The sequence below is a fragment of the Glycomyces dulcitolivorans genome (assembly GCF_003265355.1).
GTDB lineage: Bacteria > Actinomycetota > Actinomycetes > Mycobacteriales > Micromonosporaceae > Glycomyces > Glycomyces dulcitolivorans.
The window spans coordinates 12,873-37,363 of sequence record NZ_QFRW01000324.1 but is presented as its reverse complement, the minus strand read 5'-3'; the positions used below and the strand labels follow the sequence as shown (position 1 = coordinate 37,363).

General features: G+C 71.9%; 23 protein-coding genes and 2 pseudogenes. 13 read left to right on the top strand and 12 right to left on the bottom strand.

Going from position 1 to position 24,491, the window contains the following annotated elements:
* Window positions 1-420: 420 nt before the first annotated feature.
* A complete protein-coding gene (locus DI269_RS24545; protein ID WP_112140904.1) occupies window positions 421-1,185 on the bottom strand; it encodes a hypothetical protein in 765 nt (254 codons plus the stop codon).
* 41 nt (window positions 1,186-1,226) lie between these two features.
* Here DI269_RS24545 and DI269_RS24540 point away from each other — a divergent pair, with 41 nt between their 5' ends.
* Entirely contained in the window at window positions 1,227-2,357 is a 1,131-nt protein-coding gene (locus DI269_RS24540; protein ID WP_112140902.1) for a DNA recombination protein RmuC, read from the top strand.
* Here the strand turns inward: DI269_RS24540 and DI269_RS24535 are convergent.
* The gene (locus tag DI269_RS24535) at window positions 2,354-3,316 is read right to left on the bottom strand and encodes a 4-hydroxy-3-methylbut-2-enyl diphosphate reductase (RefSeq protein WP_112140900.1); all 963 of its coding nucleotides are present in this window, start codon (window positions 3,314-3,316) and stop codon (window positions 2,354-2,356) included. The genes DI269_RS24540 and DI269_RS24535 overlap by 4 nt on opposite strands.
* 125 nt (window positions 3,317-3,441) lie before the next feature.
* Here DI269_RS24535 and xseA point away from each other — a divergent pair, with 125 nt between their 5' ends.
* Window positions 3,442-4,659, top strand: a complete 1,218-nt coding sequence (gene xseA, locus DI269_RS24530) for an exodeoxyribonuclease VII large subunit (protein WP_112140898.1) — start codon at window positions 3,442-3,444, stop codon at window positions 4,657-4,659.
* On the top strand, window positions 4,656-4,859 hold the full coding sequence (locus tag DI269_RS24525; protein ID WP_112140896.1) for an exodeoxyribonuclease VII small subunit: 204 nt from the start codon (window positions 4,656-4,658) through the stop codon (window positions 4,857-4,859). The genes xseA and DI269_RS24525 overlap by 4 nt, the downstream gene beginning before the upstream one ends.
* Here the strand turns inward: DI269_RS24525 and DI269_RS24520 are convergent.
* Window positions 4,856-5,467 (bottom strand): DUF4245 family protein, encoded by a 612-nt coding sequence (locus tag DI269_RS24520; RefSeq protein WP_112140894.1) that lies wholly within the window; start codon window positions 5,465-5,467, stop codon window positions 4,856-4,858. The genes DI269_RS24525 and DI269_RS24520 overlap by 4 nt on opposite strands.
* Before the next feature lie 209 nt (window positions 5,468-5,676).
* On the opposite strand from DI269_RS24520, the gene DI269_RS24515 reads away from it, so the two are divergent.
* The 4 genes from DI269_RS24515 to DI269_RS24500 all read left to right on the top strand — a co-directional run bounded on the left by DI269_RS24515 (window position 5,677) and on the right by DI269_RS24500 (window position 9,959).
* Window positions 5,677-6,564, top strand: a complete 888-nt coding sequence (locus DI269_RS24515; protein WP_232822892.1) for a carbohydrate kinase family protein — start codon at window positions 5,677-5,679, stop codon at window positions 6,562-6,564.
* 52 nt (window positions 6,565-6,616) lie between these two features.
* Window positions 6,617-7,597: an L-histidine N(alpha)-methyltransferase gene (gene egtD / locus DI269_RS24510; protein WP_112140890.1), complete on the top strand. Its 981-nt coding sequence runs from the start codon at window positions 6,617-6,619 to the stop codon at window positions 7,595-7,597.
* Between the two features lie 39 nt (window positions 7,598-7,636).
* Entirely contained in the window at window positions 7,637-8,230 is a 594-nt protein-coding gene (locus DI269_RS24505) for a histidine phosphatase family protein (protein ID WP_112140888.1), read from the top strand.
* Window positions 8,231-8,381: 151 nt separating this feature from the next.
* Window positions 8,382-9,959 (top strand): hypothetical protein, encoded by a 1,578-nt coding sequence (locus tag DI269_RS24500; protein WP_112140886.1) that lies wholly within the window; start codon window positions 8,382-8,384, stop codon window positions 9,957-9,959.
* Here the strand turns inward: DI269_RS24500 and DI269_RS24495 are convergent.
* On the bottom strand, window positions 9,933-11,924 hold the full coding sequence (locus DI269_RS24495) for a tetratricopeptide repeat protein (protein ID WP_112140884.1): 1,992 nt from the start codon (window positions 11,922-11,924) through the stop codon (window positions 9,933-9,935). The genes DI269_RS24500 and DI269_RS24495 overlap by 27 nt on opposite strands.
* Before the next feature lie 77 nt (window positions 11,925-12,001).
* On the opposite strand from DI269_RS24495, the gene DI269_RS24490 reads away from it, so the two are divergent.
* Both DI269_RS24490 and DI269_RS24485 read left to right on the top strand, forming a co-directional pair.
* The gene (locus DI269_RS24490; RefSeq protein ID WP_112140883.1) at window positions 12,002-12,370 is read left to right on the top strand and encodes a hypothetical protein; all 369 of its coding nucleotides are present in this window, start codon (window positions 12,002-12,004) and stop codon (window positions 12,368-12,370) included.
* A gap of 29 nt (window positions 12,371-12,399) precedes the next feature.
* A complete protein-coding gene (locus tag DI269_RS24485) occupies window positions 12,400-13,104 on the top strand; it encodes a lysoplasmalogenase family protein (RefSeq protein ID WP_112140881.1) in 705 nt (234 codons plus the stop codon).
* Window position 13,105: 1 nt separating this feature from the next.
* Here DI269_RS24485 and DI269_RS24480 read toward each other — a convergent pair whose 3' ends face one another.
* The 3 genes from DI269_RS24480 to DI269_RS24470 form a co-directional block, all read right to left on the bottom strand.
* Window positions 13,106-15,244 carry a HelD family protein gene (locus DI269_RS24480; protein ID WP_198667723.1) on the bottom strand — a complete coding sequence of 713 codons (2,139 nt, stop codon included), beginning with the start codon at window positions 15,242-15,244 and terminating at the stop codon, window positions 13,106-13,108.
* Window positions 15,245-15,315: 71 nt separating this feature from the next.
* Window positions 15,316-15,744: a GNAT family N-acetyltransferase gene (locus DI269_RS24475; RefSeq protein ID WP_112140879.1), complete on the bottom strand. Its 429-nt coding sequence runs from the start codon at window positions 15,742-15,744 to the stop codon at window positions 15,316-15,318.
* A 15-nt stretch (window positions 15,745-15,759) separates the two neighbouring features.
* Complete coding sequence (locus DI269_RS24470; protein ID WP_112140877.1) at window positions 15,760-16,452, bottom strand: DUF2306 domain-containing protein; 693 nt, start codon at window positions 16,450-16,452, stop codon at window positions 15,760-15,762.
* A gap of 91 nt (window positions 16,453-16,543) precedes the next feature.
* Here DI269_RS24470 and DI269_RS24465 point away from each other — a divergent pair, with 91 nt between their 5' ends.
* Entirely contained in the window at window positions 16,544-17,197 is a 654-nt protein-coding gene (locus DI269_RS24465; protein ID WP_112140875.1) for a MerR family transcriptional regulator, read from the top strand.
* Window positions 17,198-17,614: 417 nt separating this feature from the next.
* Entirely contained in the window at window positions 17,615-18,157 is a 543-nt protein-coding gene (locus DI269_RS24460; RefSeq protein WP_112140873.1) for a thioredoxin family protein, read from the top strand.
* Here the strand turns inward: DI269_RS24460 and DI269_RS24455 are convergent.
* Window positions 18,154-19,332 (bottom strand): amidohydrolase, encoded by a 1,179-nt coding sequence (locus tag DI269_RS24455; protein ID WP_112140871.1) that lies wholly within the window; start codon window positions 19,330-19,332, stop codon window positions 18,154-18,156. The two genes, DI269_RS24460 and DI269_RS24455, sit on opposite strands and share 4 nt — an antisense overlap.
* Window positions 19,333-19,437: 105 nt before the next feature.
* Here DI269_RS24455 and DI269_RS29215 point away from each other — a divergent pair.
* Window positions 19,438-19,947: pseudogene (locus tag DI269_RS29215) on the top strand (GntR family transcriptional regulator); the annotation flags it as partial.
* A gap of 73 nt (window positions 19,948-20,020) precedes the next feature.
* Here the strand turns inward: DI269_RS29215 and DI269_RS24445 are convergent.
* From DI269_RS24445 to DI269_RS24430, 4 genes and pseudogenes are all read right to left on the bottom strand, one after another.
* Window positions 20,021-20,703: pseudogene (locus DI269_RS24445) on the bottom strand (Maf family protein).
* A complete protein-coding gene (locus DI269_RS24440; RefSeq protein WP_112140868.1) occupies window positions 20,700-20,909 on the bottom strand; it encodes an acyl-CoA carboxylase subunit epsilon in 210 nt (69 codons plus the stop codon). Before DI269_RS24440 ends, DI269_RS24445 begins: the two are co-directional and overlap by 4 nt.
* 4 nt (window positions 20,910-20,913) lie before the next feature.
* On the bottom strand, window positions 20,914-21,909 hold the full coding sequence (locus tag DI269_RS24435; RefSeq protein WP_091053793.1) for an NYN domain-containing protein: 996 nt from the start codon (window positions 21,907-21,909) through the stop codon (window positions 20,914-20,916).
* A gap of 148 nt (window positions 21,910-22,057) precedes the next feature.
* Window positions 22,058-23,641, bottom strand: a complete 1,584-nt coding sequence (locus tag DI269_RS24430; RefSeq protein WP_112140922.1) for an acyl-CoA carboxylase subunit beta — start codon at window positions 23,639-23,641, stop codon at window positions 22,058-22,060.
* 45 nt (window positions 23,642-23,686) lie between these two features.
* Here DI269_RS24430 and DI269_RS24425 point away from each other — a divergent pair, with 45 nt between their 5' ends.
* Complete coding sequence (locus DI269_RS24425) at window positions 23,687-24,472, top strand: biotin--[acetyl-CoA-carboxylase] ligase (protein ID WP_112140866.1); 786 nt, start codon at window positions 23,687-23,689, stop codon at window positions 24,470-24,472.
* The last annotated feature ends 19 nt before the right edge of the window (window positions 24,473-24,491 follow it).

The following is a 24,491-nucleotide window of genomic DNA, read 5'->3' as shown; positions in this document are numbered from 1 at the left end:
GCGCGCCGCGCGGATTCACGGACGCCGACGAAGACACGGTGCCAGTCCACAAACGAACGCACAAGGCCCCACTTTGTATGGTTCGGTCACGCGTTCACAGAACTCCGGTAACGGCCAGATGATCCAAAGTGAACGAAAGGCCCGTACCGGGAAGCCCCGGCAGAGCCCCTGAACTCGGGAGATTCCCTCGCAGTACGGCGGAAGGGGGACGTGCCCGCGCCCGGAGTAACGCTTCGTCAACAGCCCGGAAACGCTACGTAGAGTAAACTCGGTGACCAAGATCATAAAGAAGGTTGTGCATAGTCACTGGGACCCTTGGGACTCACGTCGAGTAGTGGCCGCATTACCCCTTCTGCACCCCTGGGCACGGGAAAGGCCCCCGCCCACACGGGCAGGGGCCTGGAAGCCGTCGCGTCCGGGCTACTCGAACCCGCCGAAATCGCCGCCGCCACCGAAGTCGCCGCCGCCGAAATCGCCGCCGCCGTAGTCCCCGCCCGAGTCCCCCGCATCCGCGGAAGCGTCCCCGCCGTCGGAGAACCCGTCCTGGTAGCCGTCGGCGTACCCGCCCTCGACCGCGCCCATCGCGTACGCCGGGGAGATCATCGCATCGAAGATCATCATCCCGACCAACGCGCCGCCGGCGCCCGCCAGCGCGGGCTGCCACCACGGCGTGTTGTACCACCCGGACGGGACGGGACGACCGTCCACATTGCCGCCCGGATAGTAGTGGCGGTTCTCGTCGCTCGGATCCGGCGAACCGGTGTACCGCCGCCCCTCGACCTCCGCGCTGACCGGCTCGGTGAGCGCGCCGGTGCGGCGCTGTCCGCGCATCGTGGGGATCTCCGGGCCCGGGTCGAGGTCCATCGCGGTGCGGGCGGCCCGCACGTAGTGGAGCCCCTCGATCGCGGTCTCGGCCGCGAGCCGGTACTGGTTGATCGACTGCGCCAGGTCCAGCTGGGAGCCGGTCGCCGTGTAGCGCTCGCCGGCGTCGGCGAGGGCCTGCGCGGCGGGGAGGTTGTCGCCGGGGGCGACGAGGTTCATGGTCTGCCCGCCGAGGCGCTCGTGCAGGCGCCGCGCCTCGGCCTGCGCGTCGGCCAGCTCGGCCTCGGCCCGCTGCTTATTGGAGCGGACCACGTAGAAGATGACGGCGAGCGCGACCGCCAGCAGGATCAACCACAGCGTCATGGTCCGAGCCTACCCGTGGCCGCGCGCCTACACTGGCCCCTATGACGTGGGTCCTATTGGCGGCGGTGTGCCTGGCGGCGGGGGGCGTCGGCGGCTGGTTCGCGGGGCGCTCGCGCCAGGCCGCGGAACTGGCGGCGGCGACCGCCCGGCTGGAAGCGGCCGCCGAGAACGAGCACCGGCTGGAGGCGACGCTCCGCACCGTCGCCTACGAGGCCACCGACCATTCGCGCGAAGCCGTCGGGCAGGTCCTGGCGCCGATCACGGAGACCTTGGCGCGCTACGAGAACCGGCTCGGGGACGTGGAGCGGGCGCGCGTCGACGCGTACGCGCAGCTGCGCATCCAGCTCTCCGGCGTCGCCGACATCTCCGAGGGCCTGCGCGAGCAGACCGGGCGGCTGCTGGGCGCGCTGCGGTCGCCGCAGGTGCGCGGCCAGTGGGGCGAGGTGCAGCTGCGGCGGATCGTCGAGGCCGCCGGGATGGTCGAGCACTGCGACTTCACCGAGCAGCACACCGCATCGGTCGACGGGCGCGGCGTGCGCCCCGACCTGGTGGTGAAGCTGTCGGGCGGGCGGACCCTCGTGGTCGACGCGAAGGCGCCGCTCCAGGCGTACTTGCAGGCCTTGGAGATCGAGGACGAGGGCGGCCGGGACGACCTGCTGCGCACGCATGCGAAGCACCTGCGCCGACACGCGGAGGCCTTGGCGGGCAAGGAGTACTGGCGGGCGTTCGACGACACCCCGGAGATGGTGGTCCTGTTCGTGCCCGCCGACGCGTTCCTGGACGCGGCGCTGCGCGGGGACCCGGCGCTGCTGGAGGACGCGTTCGCGCGGGGCGTGGTGATCGCCTCGCCGGCGACGCTCATGGCGCTGCTGCGGACGGTGGCGCACACGTGGCGGCAGGAGGCTTTGGCGCTGCACGCCAAAGAGGTCCACAAGCTGGGGCGCGAGCTGCACGAGCGGCTCGGGTCGGTCGCGGGGCACTTCTCGCGGCTCGGCTCGTCGCTGGAGGCCGCGGTCGGCTCCTACAACGCGGCGGTCGCGAGCGTCGAGTCGCGGCTCTTGGTGACGGCCCGCCGCTTCAGCGAACTGGAGGTCGCGGGAGACCCGCCCGAATCCCCGGCACCTGTGGTGACGCCGGCGCGCAAACCGTCGTGGGACGAGAACCTGCGTTAGGCCCGGCCGGCGGCACGGAGGTCGGTGACGAGTTCGCGCGGAAGCTGGAAGGTGATCTTCTCGGTCACCGGCTCGAACTCCTCGACGCTGGTGAACCCGCGCTGGGCGAGGTGCGCGAGGACGTCCTGCACGAGGTTGTCGGGCACCGAGGCGCCCGAGGAGAGCCCCACGGTCGAGGCGCCTTCGAGCCAGGCCTCGTCGATCTCGTGGGCGAAGTCGATGAGGTGCCCGGTGCGCGCGCCGTGCTGCACCGCGACCTCGACCAGCCGCACCGAGTTCGACGAGTTCTTCGACCCGACCACGAGCATCACGTCGCAGTCGGCCGCGATGTCCTTGACGACCTGCTGGCGGTTCTGGGTCGCGTAGCAGATGTCGTCGCTCGGGGGGCTCTGGAGCATCGGCAGGCGCTTCTTGAGCCGGTCGACGGTCTCCATGGTCTCGTCGACCGAGAGCGTCGTCTGCGACAGCCACACGACCTTCTCGGGGTCGCGGATGGTGACCCCGTCGACCGAGTCGGGGCCGTCGACGAGCTGGATGTGCTCGGGGGCCTCGCCGGAGGTGCCGATGACCTCCTCGTGGCCCTCGTGGCCGATGAGCAGGATGTCGTAGTCCTCCTCGGCGTACCGGCGCGCCTCCTTGTGGACCTTGGTCACCAGGGGGCAGGTCGCGTCGATGGCCTTGAGGCCGCGCTCGGCGGCCTGGTCGTGGACCTCGGGCGCCACGCCGTGCGCGGAGAAGACGACGACGGACCCGGGCGGGACCTCCTCGTTCTCCTCGACGAACACCGCGCCCTTCGCCGCGAGGGTGTCCACGACGTGGCGGTTGTGCACGATCTCCTTGCGCACGTACACCGGAGCGCCGTACAGCTCCAGCGCCTTCTCGACGGTCACCACTGCACGGTCCACGCCCGCGCAGTACCCGCGCGGCTTGGCCAACAACACTCGCTTCGGGTCTGCCACGCCTCGATGGTATCCGGACGCCCGGTTTGGTCACACCCCACAGTTAGGCTTGCCACGTGTCAGCCGCAGAGCAGAGCAGCGAAGCGCCGAGCGCCCCGGTCCCGGCCGCCGGGCCGGGCGCGCCGATGAGCGCCGAGAACCCGTGGCCGCTGCGGGTGGTGTCGAAGAAGATCGGCGACTGGCTCGCGCGCCTGGGCGAGGTGTGGACCGAGGGGCAGATCACCGAGATCAGCCACCGGGGCCGCACCGTCTACCTGACGCTGCGCGACCCCTCCGCCGAGGTCTCGATGCGCGTCGTCGACTTCACCGGCGCGGTCGCCGCCTGCGACCCGCCGCTGCGCGACGGCGCCCAGGTCGTCATCCGGGCCCAGGCCCAGTGGTGGGACAAGAACGGCTCGCTGTCGCTGCACGTCCGCGAGATCCGCCAGGTCGGCCTCGGTGAGCTGCTCGCGCGGCTGGAGCGGCTCAAGAAGCTCCTCGCCGCCGAGGGCCTGTTCGCGGCCGAGCGGAAGAAGCCGCTGCCGTTCCTGCCGTACCGGATCGGGCTCATCACCGGCCGCGCCTCCGACGCGATGCGCGACGTCCTCAAGAACGCGAAGGCCCGCCTCCCCTCGGCGGACTTCGAGGTCCGCGAGGTCGCCGTCCAGGGGCCGCGCGCGGTCACCGAGGTGTGCGCGGCGCTCGCCGAGCTCGACCGCGACCCCGACGTCGAGGTCATCGTCATCGCGCGCGGCGGCGGCTCGATGGAGGACCTGCTGCCGTTCTCCGACGAGACGCTGTGCCGGGCCGTGGCCGAGGCCGTCACGCCCGTGGTCTCGGCGATCGGGCACGAGCCGGACACGCCGATCCTCGACTACGTCGCCGACTGGCGCGCCTCCACGCCCACCGAGGCCGGGAAGAAGGTCGTCCCCGACCTCGCCGAGGAGCAGCGCGGCCTCAACATCAGCCGCACCCGGCTGCGCCAGGCCGTCGGCGCGATGCTCGCCCGCGAGGGCGACGCGCTCGCCGCGATGCGCGCCCGGCCGGTGCTCGCTAGGCCCGAGACGATGCTGGAGGCCCGGTCCGAGGCGCTCGCGAACCTGGTGCACCGCATGCGGTCCCGCGTCGACTCGCGCCTGGAGCGGTCGATCGACGACCTGGAGCACCTGCGGGCGCGGATCAGGACCCTCTCACCGCAGTCCACACTGGACCGCGGCTATGCGATCGTCACCGACACCGCGTCGGGGGCGGTCCTGCGGGCGGCGGCCGACGCCGGGGAGGCCATCGAAGTGCGGCTCGCGGCGGGATCGCTGCGGGCGGCGGTCGTGCAGACGGTCGCCGAGACTAGGGAGGACGACGAGTGAGCGATGAGCGGTTGACGTACGAGGAGGCCCGGGCCGAGCTCGTGGCGACGGTCGAGCGCCTGGAGGCGGGCGGCGCCACGCTGGAGGAGTCGCTGAAGCTCTGGGAGCGCGGCGAGGCCCTCGCCGACCTGTGCCAGTCGCACCTCGAAGGCGCCCGCGAGCGCCTCCAGGCGCGCACGCAGCCCGAATCCGAGGACTAGCCGACCGCGGCGGCCACGCCTTCGGCGAGGCCGTCGAGGTCGGGGATGCCGTCGGGTTCGGCGGAGAGGACGACCGTGACGCCGTCGATCTCGGCGACCCACGCCTCGCCCGAGTCGAGCTCGTACGAGGCCCACGCGATGCCGCCGGCCTCGACCGGCGTGCCGGCGCCGGTGATGCCCTCGTCGACCTCGGTCGCGTCGCCGCTGGTCTCCGACATCTGGAGCCCGTTGCCGTCCGGCGAGTACCAGCCGGTCCGCAGCGTCGTGGTCTCGCCGTCGGCGGCGAGGTGCGTCGAGATCGGCTTCCAGTCCTCGGTCAGCTCCGGCTCGATCGCCGGCAGGCCCAGGCCCGCGGCCGCCGCGTAGTTCTCGCCCGTGTCGACCACGTTCACCTGGCGGTCCTCGGCGAGCCAGCTCCACGCCCAGTAGAACAGGCCGAGCGGCACCAGCAGGACCGCCATCGACATCGCCATGTCGCGCATCCGCCGCGGCTTGGGACGCGACGACCGCGCCGACTCGGCGTTCGCCTCGGCCTCGGCCTGCGCCTCGTCGACGTCGACATCGCCCCCGGCGTCCTGGACCCCGGTCCTGACCTCTTCGCTGGACATCCTCCCATCCTGAACGACCGCCCCGCGCGGCCCCGAACCGCCCCGCCGCGGCGTGGCCCACGAGTCCCGGGTGCCGCCAGACGCCACCGCCGAACCGGGACGCGTCCGGCCATCGAGGCGCGAATCCGACTTCCGGGCCTCCCAGGCACTGCAATAACCTTTCCGCAGCGGCACTCGCGCCCGACCGGAAGGAGCCCCCGTTGATCCTCGTGGCAGGCGAGAACGTCATCGACCTCGTGCCCGCACCTCAAGGCCAACTCCGCCCCACCTGCGGCGGCGGACCCGCGAACACCGCCGTCGCCCTCGCCAAGCGCGGCATCCCCACCGCCCTCGTCGGCTCGGTCGGCGGCGACCACTTCGGGCGCCGCGTCTGGCGCCGCCACATCTCCGCCGGGGTCCGCCGCGACTGGCTCCAGCGGACCGAACTGCCCTCGACGCTCGGCCTCGCCGTCGTCAACGGCGACGGCACCGCGCACTACGACTACTGGACCACCGGCACCGCCGACTTCGCGTGGGAGGGCCGGGCCCTGCCCAGGCCCGACCCGGGCACGGTCGACCTCGTCCACTTCGGGTCGCTCGCGGCCTACCTGGAGCCGTCCGCGCGCATCATCGAGCACTGGGTGAACCGCGCCCGCGGGTCCGTCCCGGTCACCTTCGACCCGAACATCCGCCTCGGCGCCATGGGCGAGGCCGCGAAGGTCCGCGAGCGCACCGAGCGCCTCGTGGGCCTGTCGACCCTCGTGCGCGCCTCCGAACGCGACCTCGCGCAGCTCTACCCGGGCGTCCCCGTCGACCGGGTCGCCCGCGACTGGCTCGCCCTCGGGCCCGAACTGGTCGTGGTCACGCTCGGGGACGCCGGGTCGGTCGCGTTCCACCGCAACCACGTCACCGAGATGACCGCCGTGAAAGTCGACGTCGTCGACGCGATCGGCGCCGGCGACGCCTACACCTCGGGGCTCCTCGGCTGGCTCACCTCCGCCGGCTGGATGTCCCGCGACCGGCTCCCGTCCTGGGGCAACGCCACCGTGATCGCGGCGGCCCTGCGGTACGCGAGCCAGATCGCCGCCCAGGCGTGCACCGTCCCCGGCGCCCCCTGACCGGCTGGTTCACTCTCCCGTAACTCGGACACGAGCGGCATAAAATGGACTCGTGTCACAACCGGAACTGCGGATCTGCCTCGACGACGACGATCTCGACGCGAGCCTCCGCCTCGACGCCCGGCGCGGCCTGACCTCGCGCCCCAAGCACCTCCCCATGCGCCTCCACTACGACGGCCGCGGGTCGGCCCTCTTCGGCGAGCTCACCAGGCAGCCGGAGTACTACCAGACCCGCAGCGAGCGCGCGGTCCTGCGCGACCGCGCCGCCGACATCGCCGCGGCCCTCGGCACCGGCCCCGTCTCGGTCGTCGAGCTCGGGGCGGGCCGGGCCGAGAAGATCCGGCCCGTCCTCGACGCGCTCACCGCGGCCGGGCGCCTCGACGCGTTCTGGCCCTTCGACGTCGCCGAAGGCGAGGTCCGGGACGTGCTCCTCGAACTCGCCACCGCCTACCCGGACGCGTACCTCGGCGGGATCGTCGGCGACTTCACGCGCCACCTCGCGCACCTGCCCGACCACCACGACACGCGGCTCGTGGCGTTCCTCGGCGGGACCTTCGGGAACTTCGCCGCCCCCGAGCGCGCCCAGTTCCTGGCCGACCTGCGCGAGGCCCTGCGCCCCGGCGACCGGTTCCTCCTCGGCGCCGACCTCGTCAAGGACCCCGAGGTCATCCTCGGCGCCTACCACGACGCGGCCGGGGTGACCGCCGAGTTCAACCGGAACGTCCTGCACGTGCTCAACCACCGCCTCGACGCCGACTTCGAGCCCGACCACTTCGAGCACGTCGCGGTGTGGGACTCGGGCGCCGAGACGGTCGACATGCGGCTGCGCGCGATGAAGCCGATGGCCGTGGACGTCGCCGGGCTCGGCCTCGACGTGGAGTTCACCGTCGGGGAGGAGATCCGCACCGGGATCTCCGTGAAGTTCCGGCCCGCCGAACTGGAGGCCGACCTGCGGGCCGCCGGGTTCGAACCGTCCGCGTCCTGGACCGACGAGCACGGCTACATGGGCGTGTTCCTCGCCGAAGCGGTCTAACGCGCGTGCCGGTCGCGTCCCCGAACTAGGCTGGCGGGCATGGGAGAGATCGTGCTCATCCGCCACGGCGAGACGACCTGGTCCGCTTCGGGCCAGCACACCTCGGTCACCGACCTCGACCTCACCGAGAACGGCGTGTCGCAGGCGAAGGCGCTCGCGCCGCTGCTCGCGGCGCGGCGCTTCGCGGCGGTCTGGTCGAGTCCGCGCAAGCGCGCCCTCGTCACCGCCGACCTCGCCGGGCTCGCCGTCACGGCCGTCATCCCGGACCTGGCCGAGTGGGCGTACGGCGACTACGAGGGCCGCACCAGCGAGGAGATCCACGCGGAGGACCCGGACTGGTCGCTGTGGACCGACGGCGGGAAGGGCCCCGGCGGCGAGTCCGCGGAGGACATCGCGGCCCGCCTCGACCGGGCCCTGGCCGAGGCCGAGCCGCTGCTGGTGCAGGGCGACGTCGCGTTCGTCGCCCACGGGCACAGCCTTCGCGTCGCCGCGGCCCGCTGGCTCGGCCGGCCCGCCCGCGACGGCCGCGACCTCACCATCGACACCGCCTCGATCGGCGCCCTCGGCTACGAGCACGGCGGCCACGCGATCACCCTGTGGAACCTGACCGCCGCGGCCGCGGCCGGCATGTGACGCCTCTTCAGTCCGGTGCGCGCTAACGTAGTCGACGCGCCACGCCGCAGACAGACGGATATCCGAAGGTTGATCAGATAACATGCCGCACAACCCGGACCCCGGACCCCGGACCCCGGACCCCGGACCCCGGACCCCGGACCCCGGTGCATTGGGCGTTAGCCGCACCGTCGTCCTCGCCGGACGGACCCTGCAATCCCTTGCGCGCCTTCACTTCGACCTCGCACCCCTGCTGGCCGTCGACCACCGGCTCCGCCTCGTCTACGCCCTGAACGACGGCTCCGACCGCCGCGAACTCGCCGAGCGCCGGGCCACCGCGCTCGGCATCCCGCTCGTCCCCTGGAAGCGGGCCGCGGCCGCCCGTCCCGACCTCGTCGTCTCCGCCAGCGCCGGGCCCGAGCTCCACGAGGCCGGGGCGCCGGTGGCGCTGCTCCCCCACGGCGCCACGTACAACCGCGTCGGCGACGGGTTCTCGGGCGCGGCGGGAACCGCACGCGAGCATCTCGTCGGCCCCGGGGGCGAACTGCCCGCGTTCATGGCGATGCCCGGGTCCGCGGCGGTGGAGCGCCTCACCGAGGACTGCCCCGAGGCGCTTGCGGGTGCCGCCGTCACCGGCGACCTGTGCATGGAGCGGCTCCGCATCAGCCGGCCGATGCGCCGCGCCTACCGCGAGGCGCTCGGCGTCGCACCGCATCAGCGGCTCGTGGTCGTGTCCTCCACCTGGGGGCCGCATTCGCTCACCGCCGCCGACCGGGACCTGCCGAGGCGGCTGTTGTCGAGTCTTCCGGCCGATGAGTTCCGGGTGGCGTACGTGCCGCATCCGAACATCGACGCCGATCACGGCGGGAACCTCGCGGCCTGGCTGCGTCCGCTGACGCGGAACGGGTTGATCGCGGTGCCGCCGGAGGAGGGCTGGCGGGCGCTGCTGGTCGCGGCGGACTGCGTGATCGGCGACCACGGGTCGGTGACGCTGTACGCGGCGAACCTCGGCATACCGGTCCTGCTGGGCGCGTTCGGGTTCGACGAGACGGCGCCGGGGACGCCCCAGGAGGCGTTCGGGAAGGCGGCCCGGTGGCTGCGGCGCGGGGACGATCCGGCGACGCAGATCAGGGCGGCCGCGGACCGTCCGGTGGGGGCGCGTGCGGCAGGTCTGCGAGAGGCATGGCTGGAAGCGGCGTGGGACGAGTCGGGCGGTGCCGCCGAGTCGGTCCGGTCGCATCTGTACCGGCTCTTGAGGTTGGAGCCGGAGGGCGTCGCGGCGCTGGAGCTGCTGCCGCGGCCGGTGGTCGTCCCGGACTCCGCGGGCGTGTCGGCCTGGGCGTCGCGGGTCACGGCGCTCGACCGCGGTGCGGTGCGGGTGGAGCGCTTCGCGGTGTTCGAGGCCCCGATCGGCGCCGGTCACCTGGTGGTGCGGGATTCGTGTCCGGTGGACGCGCTGCGGCGGCAGGCGCGGGTGTTCGTCGTGCACGGCGCGGATCGCGTTGAGGGCGAGGCGGATCGGATCGCTGCGGAGCTGTTCGGGGCGTATCCGGGGTGTGCGCTGGTGAGCGTGCGGGTCGCGCCGGGGCGGGCCGTGGTGTTCGGCGAAGGGCGCCGGCACCTGGTCAGCGGTGATCCGCGGGTGCTCGATCTGGCGCCGTCGCTGCTGTACGGCGGGTCCGGTTCAGGGGAGTTCGCGGTCGGGTTCGGCGGGGAGCGGGTCTCAGTCCTCGTCGAACGTCTGCCCTGACGCGTTCAGCTCCTGCTCGATCTCGGCCGCGGCCGGGTGGCCCTCGGCCCGGTAGAGGCGGCCGGCCCGCTTGAGCCAGAAGGATTTCGCGGGTGCTTCGAGGAGCTCGGCGTACCGGCGGGCGGCGTCGGCTTCGTAGCGGGTGAGGTGCTTGGCGTTCGCGAAGTCGACGGCGCTCTCCAGGCGGGCCGCGGCGGCGGGGTCCCCGGTCGCGAGTTCGGCGAAGGAGAGTTCGATCATGACGATGATCGTGGTCCGGATGTCCTCGGCGCGGTCGAGGTGCTCGATCGCGGAGCGGTATTCGGCGACGGCCCGGGGAAGGTCGCCGAGGGCCCGGTGGGCGTCGCCGAGCATCCAGCGGCGCAGGCCGATCGCGCGGTCGTCGGCTTCGATGACGCCGTTGGCGGCGGCCCGTTCGAGCCAGTCGAGCGACTCGGCGGAGCGCCCGGCCTTGTGGAGGGTCCTGCCGATGAATTCGAGGGAGGTGCCGACCAGGACGGGGTCGCCGTCGCGGTCGGCCATGTCGAGGGACCGGTGGAGGACGTCCAGTGCGGCCTCCCAGCGGCGGAGGTTCGCGAGGCACTTGCCGAGGAGCTGGGTCATGCGGACCTGCGCCCACGGGTCGCCTTCGGCCGCTTCAACGGCGGTCTCGTAGCATCCGGCGGCCTCATCGAAGTGCGCGGCGCCGGAGTAGAAGGCCCACAGGGCTTCGCAGAGGGCGACCGCTTCGTGCGGGGTGCGGCGGCTCGGGGAGTGGACGAGCCGCACGAGCATCCGGCGGTTGGCGGTCAACCATTCGCGGGCGTCGGTCTGGCCGTCGAAGCCGGGGCAGTCGTCCTCGGCGCCTTCGAGGTCGAGGAGGTCGGGGACGGCCCGCGTGCGCCTGCCCATGGAGGCCCGGTCGGCGAGTTGGGCGCGGCGGATCAGCCAGCGGGTGGTGAATCGGACGCCGTCGGCGAGGTCGGCGGGGAGCGCGTCCGCGCCCCGGTCGGGGGTGTCGAGCGGCTGCGGGGCGAGGCGGAGGCGCCAGACGCCGGGCCGGAGCTCCTCGATGAGCCGGTGGGTCTCCAGCTGCCGCAGCGGCGCTTCGGGATCGGCGCCGAGTGTTCCGGCGAGTCCGGTGAGCATGCACTGCTGGAGTTCGCCGCCGCCGAGTGCCGCGAGCACCCGGTAGTACCGCCGGGCGGTCGGCGGCAGGAGATTGAACGCGGCGAGGAAGAACCGCTGCTCGTCTCCGGCCAGGTCGACCAGTTCGGCGAGCGGGAGTCCTTGGGAGACGAGGACGGCCGCGTCGCGCAGCAGGCCGGGCAGGCGCGGCAGCGAGTCGGCGATCTCGCCGACGGTGTCGGCGTCGAGCCCGAGGTCCATCTTGGTGAGCATCGAGACGGCGTGGGCCCGTTCGAGCGGCGGGAGCTTGAAACGCCGCGCCTCGGTCCACGACTGGAGGGGGTCTTCGCTGAGCACCACGTAGAACACGCCGTTCGCGGGCCGGAAGACCTTGGCCGTGCCGAGGTCGGCGACGCCGTCGACCACGACGAGGGCGCGGCGGTTCCCGACGACGGTGCGGTACGCGCTCGTCAGCGACGGCAGATCGGCGCCGGGGCCGACCGGGAAGCCGTTGCGCTGCAAGAACAGTTCGAGCGCGTCCCAGTCGGTGAGGCCGCGCAGGTCGATGTAGCGGTGGCCGCCGGTCAGCTCGTCGTCGATGCGGGCGGCGAGTTCGGACGCGAACGCGGAGAGCCCGTGGAAGCGGCCGGCGTGGACGACGACGGCGCCGCGGGCACCGTCGCGGAAGAGCTGGACGATGCCGTCGAGCAGGGCTTCATGGTTGGTCCACCAGAGCGTCGGGGCGGGGACCTCGCTCGGCCGCGGGCGCGGGTCGAGCGTGACGGTCATGGTGTTGGCGTTCAGGACGTTCCCCACACGGCCCCAGTAGTTGCTGTGCGGGAAGGGGGTCTCGGTCATCTGCGCTCCCGGGCTGCGACGGCTGCGGATATGGTCGCACAGGAATAGGCTGGACGCTGCACACCTGAGGAGGCCACGTGGACCCCATTCTCCTGTCGATCGCCACCGCCGCGGCGGGGAAGCTCGCCGAAGCGGCCGCGGGCGGCATCGTCGCGGCCGGGAAGTTCGTCAAGGACCGGTTCGCCAAGGACGACAAGCAGGAAGCGGTCCTCATGCGCGCCGAGACCGGGCGCGTGCCGGTCGCGGACCTGGCCGCCGCCATCGAGGAGGCCGCCGCGGCCGACCCGGCGTTCCTGGCGCAGCTCGAAGCGCTCGCGGGCCGCAAGATCCAGGTGACGCAGGTGAACCAGGCCGGGCAGCAGGTCATGTTCCAGAACAACTTCTACGGCGACGGCCCCGGCAAGGTCGTCCAGGGCGAGACGATCAACATCCAGAACCTCAACTGAGCGCGAGGGTCTGGTAACGTCCCCGGACCATGAGCCCTCCCCTCCTGCTGCTCCGCTCCCAGATCATTCGTGTCCGGGCCCGGACCTGGCTGTGGGCGTTCGCGGCCGTCCTCGCCGTCGAGCTCGCCGCCGTCGCCCTGCATCTCGACGGCGTCCGCTGGGCCTCCAAGCTCCTGCTGACGCTGCTGCTCCTGGGCTACCTGATCGTCTCGGTCGCACCGGGACAGACGCCGGCGCGCGTGTTCGGCCTGGGCCTGCTCGTCGCGTGCGCCGCCGACGCCGCGCTCCTGGTCGAGGGCACGACGGCGTTCCTGATCGGCATGGGGCTGTTCGGGATCATGCAGGTCCTGTACATCGCCGCGTTCGCGAAGCTCGGCGCGGTGCGCGCGTTCGGGCCGCGGTACCTGGTCCCGACCTGCTACCTCGCGTTCTGGGCGGGGCTCATCACCGCGCTGTGGACGCGGCTGGGCCCGCTCGCGGCGCCCGTGGCCGTCTACAGCCTGCTGCTGGTGGCGATGGCCGCGCTCGCGGCGGGCCTCGGACTCGTCGGCGCCGCAGGGCATCTCGCCGGTTGGGGCGGCGCGCTGTTCGTCGTCTCGGACCTGGTCCTGGGCCTCGGCGTCGCCGGGTTCGACCTGCCCGGCGCGGGGCTGGCCGTCATGGCGACGTACGGGGTCGCGCAGCTGCTCCTGACCGTCGGGGTCAGGAGGCACCTGCGCTCCCCCGCGCGGTAGGTCAGCCCAGGTCGATGCGCTTGAGGCGCTGGGTGGCCCGGGTGAGGACCACGTAGGCGACGCCCGGGCCGTGGGCCTTGGCGACCGAGTCGAGGTCGACGGCGATGACCGCGTCCCATTCGAGGCCCTTGGACTCCAAGGGGCCCACCAGGGTCACGCGGTCGTCGTGGACGACGGCCGCGAGCTCGGCGTGCCGGTCGTACGGCGCGATGACGCCCACGGTGCCCTCGACGGCCTCCAGGGCCTGGGCGACGGCGCCCGCGAGCTCCGGCAGCAGCGCCTCGGGGTCGACGGACTTGACCTCGACGGGGACGCCGGTCTCGCGGACCGCCTCGGGCAGGTCGATGCTGCGCAGGCGCGGCTTCGCCCACTCGGCGGCGTACTCGAAGACCTCTTTGGAGTTCCGGTAGTTCTTCGTCAGGTGGAACTCGTGGACGCGCCCGCTGGGGACCGCGCGGCGGCGGGCGTCGGCGCTCTCCTTGGGGCGCGGCCAGCTCGACTGGGCCTCGTCGCCGACGATCGTCCACCCGGCGGCGCGGCCGCGGCGCGAGAGCATGCGCCACTGCATCGGCGAGAGGTCCTGGGCCTCGTCGACGATGACGTGCGCGTAGTCCTCGTAGAACGCGTCGCGGGCCTGGCGCTCGGGCCGGTCGTAGAAGCGGTCCTGGGCGGTCGAGACCTCCTGGATGCCGTCCCACGAGCGGATGCGGTCGCGCCCGCGCGGCTGGCGCTTGACGCCGAGGAGGATGCGCAGCTCGTCGAGGAGCGCCACGTCCGGGATGGAGAAGTCGGCCTCGCGCAGCGACGCGGCGACCGCGTCGACGGCCTCGCGCTTGAGGTGGCCCTCGGACGCGGAGGCGAGGCGGCGCGGGTCGCCGGCCCAGCCGAGGACCTCGGCGGGGTCGAGGTCGGGCCACCAGTGGTCAAGGAATTGGAGGAACTCGCCGCGCGAGCCCACGTCGCGCGAGTACTTCGCGGGCTCGGCGTCCGCGACGACGGGTTTCACCTTGCGCCACAGGGCGACCAGGAGGGCCCGGCCGGCCTCGGTCTTGGCGAGGTTCGGGCGCGGCTCCTTCTCGAACACGCGGGCGCGCGCGGCCGCGAGGTCGGCGGCGTCGAGTTTGAACACGTCGCCGCGGTAGACGATCCGCAGCTCGCTCGGGGCCTCGGGCGGGGTCTGGCGGACCAGGCGCCGCAGGATCGGGAGCATCACGGTGCCGCCCTTGACGGCCGCGACCGCGGGCCGGTCCTGGCGGGTGGCCTCGACCCCGGCGTACAGCTCGCCGAGGGAGTACAGGGCCGCGGTCTCCTCGCCGAGGCTGGGGAGGACGCGGCCGATGTACTTCATGAACACGGCCGAGGGGCCGACGACGAGGATGCCGGCGGCCTCGTAGCGGCTGCGGTCCTGGTACAGCAGGTACGCGGCGCGGTGCAGGGCCACGACGGTCTTGCCGGTGCCGGGGCCGCCGGTGATGATCGTGGCGCCGCGCCCGGGCGCGCGGATCGCGGCGTCCTGCTCGGCCTGGATCGTGGCGACGATGTCGCGCATGCGCCCGGTCCGCTTGCGGCCCAAGGCGGCCATGAGCGCGCCGTCGCCGACCACGGGGAGGCGCTCGGCGGCGTCCTCGTTGAGCAGGTCGTCGCTGATCTCCTCGACGCTGCGGCCGAACGAGCGGATCACGCGCCGCCGCGCCACCTCCTGGCGGTCGACGGCGGTCGCGCGGTAGAACGGGGCGGCGGCGGGGGCGCGCCAGTCGACCAGGAGCGTGCGGTACTCCTCGTCGCGCACGCCGAGGCGTCCGATGTGGCGGACCCGGCCGTCGTCGAAGTCGAGTCGCCCGAAGACCAGGCCCTCGTGCTGGGAGTCGAGGTCGGCGATGCGGCGGGCGGCGCGGTAGACGAACACGTCGCGCTCGAACTGGGCGCCGGGCACGGTGGCGGCCAGGTGCCGGTAGCCGGCGTCGCGGTCGCCCACGGCGTCGGCCCGGAGGATGTCGACCCGGTCGTAGACGCGGTCGACGAAGGTCTGCTCGATCGCGATCTCCTGCTCGGGGGTGTTGGCGGGATCGGGATCGGGCACTGCGTGGGACGTGTCGACGTCCTCCTGGCGGGCGTCGGCGGGGCCTGGTTCCTGGGACACGGCGCTCCTCGCTCGAATTCGGGACGCACCAGCCTAGCGCGCCCGCGCGACACCCGTCCGCCGATCGTGGACTAGGGACGGGTGTCCCACACCCGGTACATCCAGGAGTACTGGTCGCCGATGTCGTCGAAGCCGAACTGCCGGTACAGGCCCTGGGCGTCGTCGGTGGCGAGGACGACGCGCTTGAGGCCCATCTCCTCGGCGTCGGCGACGATCCGCTCCATGAGGAGCTTGCTCAGGCCGCGCCCGCGCGCGGAGCGGTCGACGAAGACGTCGCTGAGCCACGCGAAGTACGTCCGGTCGGTGACCAGGCGCGCGAACACGACCTGCTTCCCCGACTCGTCGTAGACGCCGTACGGGAGCGAGTGCTCGATCGCGCGGTCCATGTCCTCGCGGCTGCGGCCCTCGGCCCAGTACGTGTCGGTCGAGATGACCCGGTGGATCCACTCGCGGTCGAGCCGGTCGGGATCGGTCGAGATCTCGTACGCTTCGCTGCCCATGCTGCCTCCGTGCGTTCAGGTCGTCGGTTCGAGCGTGCCCCGGGTCGCCTTGCGCCGCAAATAGATTTCCATGAACGCGAGGTTGAGGACGATCGAGGAGACGACCGCCGCAGTGTAGGCGAGGTCGAACAGGGGCTCGAAGTCGCCGCCGTAGTAGCCGTCGAGCAGCGGCAGCTGGACGGCGATGAACAGGCCCAGGTAGACGCGCAGGTTCACGGCCGCGAAGGTCGCGGCGAAGTTCCGCAGCATCCACCGCTGGTGCGAGGCGAAGTCGCGGGCGCGGACCGCGCGGTAGGCGCGCAGGGCCGAGTAGAACCAGAACACGTCGAGCAGCACGAACGTCACCAGCGGGATCGGCCCGGCCGTGGTGAGCACGGCGACCACGATCCCGCTGATGCTGCCGGGAAGGACCCCGGCGAGGAGGTAGACGCAGCCGATGACGCGGTGGACCTTCGGGTGGTTCCTGCGGATCGAGGCGAAGAACTGGAAGGGCCCCACCAGGAGCGCGATCCCGGCGGTCGCGGCGTGGACGACGAGGAACGGCAGGTGGAAGGGCACGTCCTCGCGGATGCCGACGCGGGAGTCGACGTCGGGGACCAGGTAGGCGGGCACGGCGTAGAGGACGATCGCGACGCTGAGGATCGCGACGACGAGGACGGTCACGCGTCCCCGGCGCGCGGGGCGCCTGGTGTCGAGGGTGGCGGTCATGGGGGTGCTCCAGGTGTGAGTTTCACTATCGATAGTGACGCTATCACTTGAGAAGCGCGAGGGTCAACCGCGCTTCGGGTAAGAAGGAGCCATGCGAATCGGAGAGCTGAGCGCGAGGACCGGGGTCCCGGCGGCCACCATCAAGTACTACGTGCGCGAGGGCCTGCTCTCCGGCGGCGAGCGCCGCAGCCACAACCAGGTCGAGTACGGCGAGGACCACGTGCGGCGGCTGCGGCTGGTGCGCGCGATGGTCGAGGTCGGGTCGGTCCCGATCGCGAAGGTCCGCGAGGTGCTGGCCGAGATCGAGGAGCCCGACCGCGACCTGGACTCCACGCTCGGCGTCGCCAGCCGGGCCCTGTCGCAGCACCGGGTGCCGGCCGAGCGTCCCGCCGAGGAGGACCTCGAACTCGCGCAGGACGTCGTGCGGCGCCGGGGCTGGCATGCGCTCCCGGCGGACCACGACTACATGTGGACCCTCGCCGACGCCATCCGGCGGCTGCGGGAGCTCGGCCTGGCCGACATGGTCGACATGACCGGCGAGTACGCCCGGGCGGCCGAGATCGTGGCCGAGTTCGACCTGGCGCTGCTGTCGACCCGGCAGGAGCGCGACGAAATCCTTGAGGCGATGGTCGTCGGGACGGTCCTGGGGGACGCGATCTTCGAAGCACTGCGCCGCATCGCCCAAGCCGAGGTCTCGGGGCGGGTATACCTACGAGGGCAACGGAACCCGAAAGAAGAAGAGTAGTTCTCATCCACAGTGGATATTGTTTTCCCTGATCCCGGCACTCCTCCGTTCGATTTCATGCGCGAATGGCAATGTCTGCACTTGTCGGGTTTTTGACTTCGCAAGTCGATTGGGTGGTTCTACGCTGATTACAACGCCCAGTGGTGGCGCGGCGGCAAGGACCAAGCCTGCTCGACAAGAGACTTTGCCGCCATCACCAGGAGGTCGTCCGCCGAAGTGGGGTAGACGGACGGCCCAGCGGCGGGGTTCCGATCACCTGGCCCGGAGCCCCGCCGCCTTTTGGCGGGGCTGGCCAGGTGATCCAAAAGGCGCAGCACCTGGCCCGGAGCCCCGCCGCCTTTTTGCGGCGGTTGAGGTGAAGCTCAGGACTCCATACGATGGAGTCGACATCGTCTATTCCCTTGGAGTGCGATTCACGTGGCCCTCAACTCGTCCATGGTCCCGCTCGGCACGGCCGCGCCGGACTTCTCCCTCCCGGACCTCGACGGCGCCCTCCGGTCGCTGTCCGACTTCGAAGCGACGGCGCTGCTGGTCGCGTTCACGTGCAACCACTGCCCCTACGTGCGCCACATCGAGCACGCCTTCGGCGCGTTCTCCGCCGGCCAGGCCGACCTCGACGTGGTCGCGGTGTGCGCCAACGACGCCGAGAACTACCCCGACGACGCCCCCGCGGGCCTCGCCGAGCAGGCGGCCCGGGCGCAGTGGACCTTCCCGTACCTGGTCGACGAGTCGCAGGCGGTCGCGCGGGCCTACAACGCGGCCTGCACCCCGGACTTCTTCCTGTACGGCCCGGACCGCAAGCTCGCGTACCGGGGCGCGTTCGACGGCTCGACCCCCGGCAACGGCGTGCCCGTCACCGGGGAGTACCTGGCCTCGGCGATCGAGCAGGTCCGCAAGGGCGAGCCGGTGCCGCTGCCGCACTACCCGTCGACCGGGTGCGGCATCAAATGGCGGGCTTAGACAAGTTCCCCGTCGCGGGCGACGATCCGGCCGCCCTTCACCACCAGCTTGCGCGGGTGGTGTTCGAGGACGGCCTCTGAAGGGTTGCGGCCCTTGACGGCCACGAGGTCGGCGGTGTCGCCCACGGCGAGGCCGTAGCCGTCGATCTTGAGCAGGCGCGCCCCGCCGAAGGTCGCGGCTTCGAGGGCCAGCTCGATGTCGGCGTCGCGGCTGAAGCCGGCGTTGCGGGCGAACCACTGGGTGCGTTGGAGCATGTCGCCGGTGCCGTAGGGGCTCCACAGGTCCCGCACGCCGTCGTTGCCGATGCCCATGGTCACCCCGGCGGCGTCGAGTTCGCGCAGCGGCAGGATCTTCTTGGGCGCCACCGAGGTCAGGCCGATCTTGAGTTCGGCGAGGTCGGCGATGAGGCGCTCGCGGGTGGCGTCGTCGGCGTCGCAGAGCGCGAAGGCGTGGCTGATGACGACCTTGCCGGCGTAGCCGAGGGCGCGGGTGCGCTCGATGATCAGGTCGAACTCGCGGACGCCGAGGTCGCCGCCGTCGTGGAGGTGGATGTCGATCTCGGCGCCGTACTGGGCGGCGAGCGCGAAGACGAGGTCGAGGTGGGTCTCGGCGTCGAGGTCGAACCCGGCGGGGTCGATGCCGCCGATGGACTTCACGCCGGCCTTGAGGGCCTCCTCCAGGAGCTCGGAGGTGCCGGGGCTGACGAGGATGCCGGTCTGCGGGAAGGCGACCAGCTCGACGTCGATGCGGCCCGCGAGGCGCTCGACCGCTTCGAGGACGGCGTCGACCGCGCCGATGCCGATGCCGGGGTCCACGTCGACGTGCGAGCGGGCGTGGGTGGTGCCGGAGACGACCATGTTGGTCAGGAGCGCGGTGATGTAGTCGGGGTTGGGGACGCCGAACTCGGCGCGGCGGTCGCGCCCGTAGGCGATGGCGGCGGCGAGGCCGGGCCCGGCGGTGCGCGGGACCCAGGGGCCGCCCCAGAGGGTCTTGTCGACGTGGGCGTGGGAGTCGACCAGGCCGGGGATGACGACGGCGCCGCCGAGGTCCTCGACGTGCGCGCCGTCCTCGCGGAGGGAGTCGCCGATGGCGGCGATGCGGCCGTCCTGGACGAGCAGGTCGGCGCGTCCCTCGCGGCCCCAGAGCCGGACGTCGCGCAGCAGCAGGTCGGTCATGTCTCGATCCTTTCCCCGTCAGGTCCGCCATTAGCGGTATACCATTAATATCGACGGTATACCTTAGACGGGTTTCCGTCCACCGGGGGCCGCAGAGGGAGCGACATGAGCAGAGCCGACCAGGTATACCGGGCGCTTCGCGAGCGCATCGTCACCGTCGGGCTGCGCCCGGGCGCGCGGCTCATCGAGCGCGACCTCGCCGCCGAGTTCGAGGTCTCCCGCATCCCCCTGCGCGAGGCCCTCCAGCGCCTCGCCGCCGACGGCCTCGTCACCGCCGTCCCCGGACAGGGCAGCATCGTCACCGTCCCCACCCCGAAGGACATCGCCGACCTCTTCGACGTGCGCGCCGGCCTCGAACCGGTCGCCGCGCGCCTCGCCGCCGCCAACGCCGGACCCGCGGACCTGCTCCTGCTAAAGGAGTGCGTCCTCCCCCGCGCCGACCCCGAATCGCGCACCGAGGCGAACGCCGCCTTCCACCGCGAACTCGTCGCCGCAGCGAAGAACCCGCTCCTCGCGCAGATAATGGAGCCGCTCGAAGCGCGGATGCGGTGGGTCTTCCACCTCACCGTCGAACGCGACCCCGTCCGCCAGCGCGAAGAGCACGTCGAACTCCTCGCCGCCCTCCTGGAGCCCGACCCGGATCGGGCCGCGGCGGTCGCCTTGGCGCACGTCGAGGACGGCCGGGCGTTCACGCTGGAGGCGGCCCGGCGCTGGCAGCTGGAGGCCGTGGACGTGCACGAGGCGACGAAGACCCGCCGGCGGCGGGTGGCCGCGGAGTTACCTCCAGAGCTGGTGGAGGGCGATCTCCAGTTCGCCGAGCATGTTGCGCAGCAAGGGCATCGACAGGCCGATCACGGTACCGGGGTCGCCTTCGATGCGGTCGATGAAGGCCGAGCCGTAGCCGTCGAGGGTGAAGGACCCGGCGACGTGGAGCGGCTCGCCCGTGGCGACGTACGCGGCGATCTCCTCGTCGGAGACCTCGGCGAAGTGGACCTCGGTGGCGGAGGCGCGCACGATCTGGCGGTCGGCCTCGGTGTCGATGAGGCAGTGCCCGGTGTAGAGGGTCCCGGAGTTGCCGCGCATGCGCTTCCAGCGCGAGGTGGCCTCCTCGGGGCCTTCGGGCTTGCCGAGGATCTCGTGTCCGAAGTGGAGCACGGAGTCGCAGCCGAGGACCAGGGACCCGTGGCTGACCTGGTCGAGGACGGCCTGCGCCTTGAGTTCGGCGAGAGCGCTGGCGAGCTCGGCCGGGTCGTGGCCCATGACCTGGCTCTCGTCGACGCCGGAGACGATGACGAGCGGCTCGATGCCGGCGGCCTTGAGCAGTTCGCGGCGGGCCGGGGACTGCGAGGCGAGAACGAAAGGCCTGCTCAACGGTCCATCCCGCGGCGGGCGGGGACGGCGGTGTCGCGCCAGGAGCGGCGGATGCGCAGCTTCAGGCCGGGGCTGGTCCAGGCGGCGCGGCGCCGCGGCGCCTCGGACTCCTCGACCGGCCGCGGCAGGGCCGTGATGAGGCCGACCAGCGCGGCCAGCTCCTCGTCGGTCGGGTTGCCTCGGACGACCCTGAGTTCCAGACCCATCGCGCTACTCCTCGTCGAAATCGAACTCGCGGTGCACCCGCTCCCAGAACCCGTCGCGGACCCAGATCCGCGCTTCGGGGTGGTCGCGTAGAGAGTATCCGAGTTCCTTCTCGGCTTCTACTAGCAGCTCCTTGTCGATGACGGTGGGCAGCTGCGGGCCCGGCAGGAGATCCGCTATGTTGTCGGCGCCCCTGGTCAGGAGCCATTTGTGGCCGACGTACTCGCCGATGGAGCGGACGGTCTCGGGGTCGAGCTTCTCGCCGGTCTGCGTCGTGCGCACGAACTTGGGCCGGGCGGACTCGGCCTGCGCGAGCGCGTCGGCGGCGGTCATGGTGACGGCCACGGACTGGCGGGTCCCGAAGACGACGGCGGGGTTGGGCACGCGCGGCTCGGGCTGCGCCATGGGGGCGCCGACCATGCCGTGGGTGGCCGCGGCGGCGGTCCCGCTTTTCGTGAAGTAGGCCTTGAGCTCTTCGGACTCGATGGTCTCGACGGTGTCGGACTCCCAGACGAGGCGTTCGGCCTGGTTGGTGCCGTACGGGGGCTCGACGCCCCAGAGGTGCACGCGGACGCCGTAGGCCTGGGCGACCTCGACGGCGGGGACCATGTCCTCGTCGCCGGCAAGAAGAATCGCTTCGTGTATGGCCCGGTGCCGGGCCAGGAGCTCCAGGTCGGAGCGGATCTGCGCGTCGACGCCCTTCTGCTGCCCGCGGGAGTTGAGGTTGCCGAGGCGGACCTTGACGTAGTCCATGTTCGCGATGACGCGCTGGTCGACGGTGGGGACGCGGTCGCGGGCGGCGTCGAACCAGTAGAGGCGCAGCAGCTCGCCGTCGGAGAGGCGGATCGCGGCGCGTTCGATGAGGGACTTGATGAGCTTCTCGGCGTCGACCCGGTAGTCGCGCCTTGAGGTGGCGTCGAGGAGGAGTTCCGCCGCGGCCGCGTAGAGGTAGCCGACGTCGATGAGGATCGCGTACCGCCGGGACGGCAGTCCGGGAAGCATTCCTCCGATTGGTGTCATCGCCCACACTCCCAATATCCGGTGGGACATTTCGTCCCGCTTCCCCCAGCTGTATAAGACGGTACCCGGATCGGACTCTTGGGATGGGAGCGGAGGCGGCGCGGCCCCGCCGCGCCGCCCCGCTTCCCGTCTACAGGGGGATGTTGCCGTGCTTCTTGGCGGGCAGCTCGTCGCGCTTGGACGCGTTCATGCGCAGGCCGCGCACGAGCTGCGCGCGGGTCTCGCGCGGCTGGATGACGGCGTCGATGAGGCCCAGCTCGGCGGCGACGTACGGGTTGTTCAGCTTCTCCTCGTACTCGGACATGAGCTCGGCGCGCGTGGCCTGCTCGTCGTCGGCCTTGGCGAGCTCGCGGCGGTAGAGGATGTTGACCGCGCCCTGGGAGCCCATGACGGCGATCTCGGCGGTCGGCCAGGCCAGGCACAGGTCGGCGCCGACGCCCTTGGAGCCCATGACGCAGTACGCGCCGCCGTAGTCCTTGCGGCAGACGACGGTGAGCTTGGGGACGGTGGCCTCGGCGTACGCGTAGATGAGCTTCGCGCCGCGGCGGATGATCCCGTCGTGCTCCTGCGAGGTGCCCGGCAGGAAGCCCGGGACGTCGACGAAGGAGATGATCGGGATGTTGAAGGCGTCGCAGAAGCGGATGAACCGCGCGGCCTTCTCCGAGGCGTCGATGTCGAGGCAGCCGGCGAAGTGCATCGGCTGGTTGGCGACGACGCCGACCGGCTTGCCGTCGAGGCGCCCGAACCCGGTGAGGATGTTCTTCGCGAACAGCGACTGGGTCTCCAGGAACTCGCCGTCGTCGAGCACCGACTCCACGACCTTGTGCATGTCGTACGGCTGGTTCGCGGAGTTGGGGATGACCGTGTCCAGCGCGAGGTCGTCGGCGGTCAGGTCGAGCTCGAAGTCCTTGGACTCGTAGGCCGGGGGCTCGTCGAGGTTGTTCGACGGCAGGTACGACAGCAGGTGCTTGACGTATTCGAGCGCGTCGGACTCGTCCGAGGCGAGGTAGTGGGCGTTGCCGGCCACCGCGTTGTGGGTGCGGGCCCCGCCGAGCTCCTCCATGCCGACGTCCTCGCCGGTCACCGCGCGGACCACGTCGGGCCCGGTGATGAACATGTGGCTGGTCTGGTCGACCATGACCGTGAAGTCGGTGATCGCGGGCGAGTACACCGCGCCGCCCGCGCACGGGCCCATGATGAGCGAGATCTGCGGGATCACGCCCGAGGCCCGGACGTTGCGGAAGAAGATCTCGGCGTACCCGCCGAGGGAGGCGACGCCCTCCTGGATGCGGGCCCCGCCGGAGTCGGAGATCCCGATGATCGGGCGGCCGGTGCGCAGCGCCAGCTCCTGGATCTTCGTGATCTTCTCGCCCGAGACCTGCCCGAGGGACCCGCCGAGGACGGTGAAGTCCTGCGCGAACACGCACACCTCGCGGCCCTCGATCGTGCCGTAGCCGGTGACGACGCCGTCGCCGTAGGGCCGGTTGGCCTCCATGCCGAAGCTGGTCGAGTGGTGGCGCCGGAGACTGTCGAGTTCGACGAACGACCCTTCGTCGAGCAGTTCCTCCAGGCGCTCGCGCGCGGTGCGCTTGCCCTTCTCGTGCTGCTTCTCGATCGCCCGGGGGTTCCCGGTGGCCGATTCGGAGAGGCGCTCGGCCAGGTCGGCGAGCCGCCCGGCGGTCGTGTGGAAGTCGATGTCGGTCACGCTTCGGATCGTATCGACTGCTTGAGTGGTTACGCTATGCGCGTGGACACACCGATGAGAAAGCCACTGGACCGGCACGTCCTCTGGTCGCTGTTGTCGGAGAAGTCCGACTTCTGGACCGAGTTGGACGTGGTCGGGGTCACGGGTTCGACGAATGCGGACCTCGCCGAGGCGGCCAGGCACGGGGCCGGGGAGGGCCGGGTGCTGATCGCCGAGGAGCAGGTGAGCGGGCGCGGGCGGCTGGACCGGCGGTGGGAGAGCCCGGCGCGGGCGAGCCTGATGATGTCGTTCCTGCTGCGCCCGACCCTGCCGAGGGAGCTGTGGGGGACGCTGAGCATCGCGACCGCCGTCGCGCTCGAAGAGGCCCTGCACGCGGTGTGCGGGGTGAAGGCGAAGCTCAAGTGGCCCAACGATGTCCTCATCGGCGGCAAGAAGGTCTGCGGCATCCTCGCGCAGGCCGAAGGGAACGCGGTCATCGTCGGCGCTGGACTGAACGTGTCGCTGACGGCCGAGGAGCTGCCGGTCCCGGAGGCGACCTCGCTGCTGGTCGCCGGGGCCTCGACGCTCGACCGGGAACAGATCGCGGCGGCGTTCCTCGCGCACGTCGCGGCCGTGTACCGCACCTGGCAGGAGCAGGGCCCGGGCCCGGTCATCGAGCGCTGGGAGCGAAACTCCGACACGCTGGGGCGCCAGGTCGCGGTATCGTTCCCGAACGGCCGCAACCTGACCGGCCGAGCCGTCGGCATCGACGCCGACGGCCGCCTGCGCGTGGACCCCGGCGACGGTCCGGTGGAGACGGTCGCCGCCGGCGACGTCGTCCACCTGCGGCCGCGGGCGTGAAACTAGGCCGATCCGAGGA

Bases quoted from the DNA above. Each gene is read 5' to 3' on its own strand.
- DI269_RS24455 (WP_112140871.1), bottom strand. From the start codon at position 19,332: ATGACCGACCTGCTGCTGCGCGACGTCCGGCTCTGGGGCCGCGAGGGA.
- DI269_RS24520 (WP_112140894.1), bottom strand. From the start codon at position 5,467: ATGTCCAGCGAAGAGGTCAGGACCGGGGTCCAGGACGCCGGGGGCGAT.
- xseA (WP_112140898.1), top strand. From the start codon at position 3,442: ATGAGCGCCGAGAACCCGTGGCCGCTGCGGGTGGTGTCGAAGAAGATC.
- DI269_RS24425 (WP_112140866.1), top strand. From the start codon at position 23,687: ATGAGAAAGCCACTGGACCGGCACGTCCTCTGGTCGCTGTTGTCGGAG.
- DI269_RS24435 (WP_091053793.1), bottom strand. From the start codon at position 21,909: ATGCTTCCCGGACTGCCGTCCCGGCGGTACGCGATCCTCATCGACGTC.
- DI269_RS24485 (WP_112140881.1), top strand. From the start codon at position 12,400: ATGAGCCCTCCCCTCCTGCTGCTCCGCTCCCAGATCATTCGTGTCCGG.
- DI269_RS24475 (WP_112140879.1), bottom strand. From the start codon at position 15,744: ATGGGCAGCGAAGCGTACGAGATCTCGACCGATCCCGACCGGCTCGAC.
- DI269_RS24545 (WP_112140904.1), bottom strand. From the start codon at position 1,185: ATGACGCTGTGGTTGATCCTGCTGGCGGTCGCGCTCGCCGTCATCTTC.
- DI269_RS24495 (WP_112140884.1), bottom strand. From the start codon at position 11,924: ATGACCGAGACCCCCTTCCCGCACAGCAACTACTGGGGCCGTGTGGGG.
- DI269_RS24505 (WP_112140888.1), top strand. From the start codon at position 7,637: ATGGGAGAGATCGTGCTCATCCGCCACGGCGAGACGACCTGGTCCGCT.
- DI269_RS24540 (WP_112140902.1), top strand. From the start codon at position 1,227: ATGACGTGGGTCCTATTGGCGGCGGTGTGCCTGGCGGCGGGGGGCGTC.
- DI269_RS24465 (WP_112140875.1), top strand. From the start codon at position 16,544: ATGCGAATCGGAGAGCTGAGCGCGAGGACCGGGGTCCCGGCGGCCACC.
- DI269_RS24470 (WP_112140877.1), bottom strand. From the start codon at position 16,452: ATGACCGCCACCCTCGACACCAGGCGCCCCGCGCGCCGGGGACGCGTG.
- DI269_RS24440 (WP_112140868.1), bottom strand. From the start codon at position 20,909: ATGGGTCTGGAACTCAGGGTCGTCCGAGGCAACCCGACCGACGAGGAG.